At 40.2% G+C, this 3,165-nt stretch carries 5 protein-coding genes; 3 read left to right on the plus strand and 2 right to left on the minus strand.

Annotated features, from left to right (window positions below; genetic code table 11):
• A partial coding sequence (locus tag WBM49_RS02805) for an RNA polymerase sigma factor (RefSeq protein WP_424370542.1) occupies positions 1-194 on the plus strand: 194 nt, incomplete at its 5' end.
• 4 nt (positions 195-198) lie between these two features.
• Positions 199-852, plus strand: a complete 654-nt coding sequence (locus WBM49_RS02810) for a hypothetical protein (protein ID WP_424370543.1) — start codon at positions 199-201, stop codon at positions 850-852.
• Here WBM49_RS02810 and WBM49_RS02815 read toward each other — a convergent pair.
• Together WBM49_RS02815 and WBM49_RS02820 are read right to left on the minus strand one after the other, a co-directional pair.
• Positions 849-1,661, minus strand: a complete 813-nt coding sequence (locus WBM49_RS02815) for a lysophospholipid acyltransferase family protein (protein WP_424370544.1) — start codon at positions 1,659-1,661, stop codon at positions 849-851. The genes WBM49_RS02810 and WBM49_RS02815 overlap by 4 nt on opposite strands.
• Positions 1,662-1,686: 25 nt before the next feature.
• The gene (locus tag WBM49_RS02820; RefSeq protein ID WP_424370545.1) at positions 1,687-2,328 is read right to left on the minus strand and encodes an NUDIX hydrolase; all 642 of its coding nucleotides are present in this window, start codon (positions 2,326-2,328) and stop codon (positions 1,687-1,689) included.
• Here WBM49_RS02820 and WBM49_RS02825 point away from each other — a divergent pair.
• Positions 2,327-3,055 carry a peptidylprolyl isomerase gene (locus tag WBM49_RS02825; RefSeq protein WP_424370546.1) on the plus strand — a complete coding sequence of 243 codons (729 nt, stop codon included), beginning with the start codon at positions 2,327-2,329 and terminating at the stop codon, positions 3,053-3,055. The two genes, WBM49_RS02820 and WBM49_RS02825, sit on opposite strands and share 2 nt — an antisense overlap.
• The last annotated feature ends 110 nt before the right edge of the window (positions 3,056-3,165 follow it).

A 3,165-nucleotide genomic window follows, 5' to 3' on the forward strand; every position in this document is an offset into this window, starting at 1 on the left:
CAGAGGAGCAGCATTTAACACTTATGTATAAGGCTATCAAACAATTAGGCGACATAGATAAAGCCCTGGTGTTTTTATACCTGGAGGACAAAAATTACAATGAGATCTCGGATACCTTAGGGATCAGTGAAGTAAACGCCAGAGTTAAAATGAATAGGATCAAAACAAAATTAAAAACAATTCTTAATCCATAGTGCGATGATGGACGAATTAGAATTGCTGAAAAAAGACTGGAAAAGCAGGGAATCCAAACTCCCAAAATTATCCTACGATGATTTATACGGGATGATCTGGAAACGGTCTTCTTCCATTGTGAAATGGATATTTATCATCAGCGTTATAGAATTTGTACTCCCACATGTACTCTATCTCCTGCCTGTTGCCCGGGAGGGTATGGAATTTTATGAAACCCTTGGCCTAAAGAACATAATGTGGGGAATCACGGTGGCACCGTATCCTATAGTTATCTACTTTATTTATCAATTTTACCAGCGATACAGGGAGATCTCAGCGCGTGATAATGCTCGTGATCTGATGCATAAGATAATAAGAACAAGAAAAACAGTAAAAAACTATATCATTTTTGCACTTTCAGTTTTCTTGATCAGCTTTTTACTTATAGCCGTAGGCATTGCCTTTAGTGATGGGGATACTTTTGTTCACGCCCTCAACATGGAGAAGAAAGCCTTAGAACAACCCATCGATAATCTTAAGTGGGTGGTTGCGGGAATACTCATTGCTATGGGTATACTGTGTACCGCCTTCCTGGGACTCATCTACTTTTTAATTTACGGTTTGTTGCTGCGAAAATTAGATAAGAATTACAGCGAATTAAAACGCCTGGAGATTTAAGCTTTTTTCTTACGCCATTTACGCTGTTTATTGGCCTCTTCATAGGCCAACAGCTCCTCTTGGGGAATTACCTTTAAAAATGATGGATGCTGTTCAATGGCATACTCTAATTTCTCTATAATACTCTCCACAGTTTCGTTTTCGTAATCGATCTCAAGGGGTTCCTTGATCACCATAGATTGGAGAATACCCTTCTTTTTTACATGCAGTCCTTTTTTATCAAAAGAGCGCCTAAACCCATCGATCACCACAGGTACAACTATGGGCTTGTATTTCTTAATGATATGGGCAGTTCCCTTGCGGAGCGGTTTCCATGGAGTAGTGGTCCCCTGTGGAAAGGTAATTACCCATCCGTCATTTAAAGCCTTCCCTATATTAGAAATATCGCTCATTTTTACCTGCCTGTTCACCTCTTGCCCTTGTGCCCTCCAGGTACGTTCAATACTGATAGAACCCACATACGCCAGGATCTTGGTAAGCAAACTTTTTTTCATGGTTTCAGCCGCGGCCACATAGTAAATATTCAGCTTGGGATTCCAGAGATAGCCAACGTTCTTAATAGAGTCTGTTCGACCACTTAAACTGGCATTGAACACATGGAACATGGCAACCACATCTGCAAAATACGTCTGATGATTGCTCACAAAAAGAACTCCGGTCCCCGGTAAATTACGGATTACTTCAGAACCATCTATCTCCAAGGTATTGAATCCTTTGTAACGCTGGTGGGTCATAAGTCCAAGTATCCTGATCAACCATACTTTCAGGAAGAGGATATGACCAAATGGATTTCTTTTTAGTATTGGCATAGGCTACAAAACTACAAAATTAGGGTTATACCACCTGCTTAATTAATTCCCTTATCTCATTTAACATCATGGCCGTTGCCCCCCAGACCGTAAAACCATTTAAATGAAATGCCGGAACTTCAATATTTTTGGCATAAGAGGTAGAAAGGGTTTGGGACGTTAAAAAACTGTCGTCCATAACATGCATCAGAGGCACTTCAATAAGTTGTTCCACTTCAGCCTGTTGCAAAATAAAAGGCTCCGGATTTTTATATAGCCCCACGTAGGGATGGACCCAGAAATTGCTGGGTGGAATATATATTTCGCTCATTTCTCTGATCACTTCTACACGTTCCGGTTTTACCCCAACTTCTTCAAAGGTCTCGCGCAAAGCAGTAGATAAAATTGAAGAATCTTCTTTTTCTTCTTTCCCTCCCGGAAAAGCCACCTGATTAGAATGTACGCCTTCATAGGAACGTCTTAATATTAGCAGCACCTGGGTATCATACTTATCATTGGGATAAAAAAGTACCATTACTCCGGCCTTTTTAGGGTTTTTTCTAACAATTGTTCCTGCCTCTAATTCACGGATACGCACTTCTGGGGCCATTTTATAGTGTGCAGCCCTTCCTGGTAGTGGCAGATTTTTTATTTTTGGGATCTGTTCGGTAAATTTTGTAAAATCCATGAGCATTCAAAAATTGAAATACACCGCAATTATACTATTAATATTGTTAGCTGCCTGCCGTGAAAGCACTAAAACATCAGGGGAGCAATCTATAACTGTTGAAAAGGACAGTGTGTTGACAAAAACCAGCGCTGTCCAGGCAACCGACTCCGTAAAAATTTCCGAGCAAGAACCTTTTGTATTGACTGAAGAAAATGCGATCGACTTCTTTTTTAATTATCAAAAAGGACTCCCTACCACCAAAGTTAAAGTAACCACAAGTCTGGGAAGTTTTATTGTAGAGCTATATGACAATGTACCTTATCACAAGGCTAATTTTATCTACCTCACCAAAAAGGGATATTTTAACAATACGATGTTTCACAGAGTGGTAAAGGACTTTATTATTCAGGGTGGAAATGCAGATAATAAAGAAACCGCTCAGAAACGAAGAGAAATTGGACGGTATCTTTTACCGCCAGACACACGGAAAGGGTATAGACACCACCGCGGTACTATCTCTATGCCAAGCAGTGAGATGGACAATCCTCATATGCTAGCAAGTCCGTATGAGTTTTTTATTGTGGTAACAAAACCGGGTTCTTATCACCTGGATGGGAATTATACTCCTTTTGGGAGAGTGATAGAAGGGATGGATGTAGTAGACCTGATCAATCAACAACCTGTTGATGACGGGGATTGGCCGTCAAAAAATATCTATATCCGCAAAGCTGAAATTGTAAAATAGAAGCTTAGGATTCTTCTGTGTCAACCTCCGGATAAGGCTATCCTTTGTTAACTTCATTGCGATAGATATTAGGCAGGGCAATCTTGTACCTAACCGCCAATAATCTGATC

Source organism: Muriicola sp., assembly GCF_049669965.1.
Lineage (GTDB): Bacteria > Bacteroidota > Bacteroidia > Flavobacteriales > Flavobacteriaceae > Muriicola.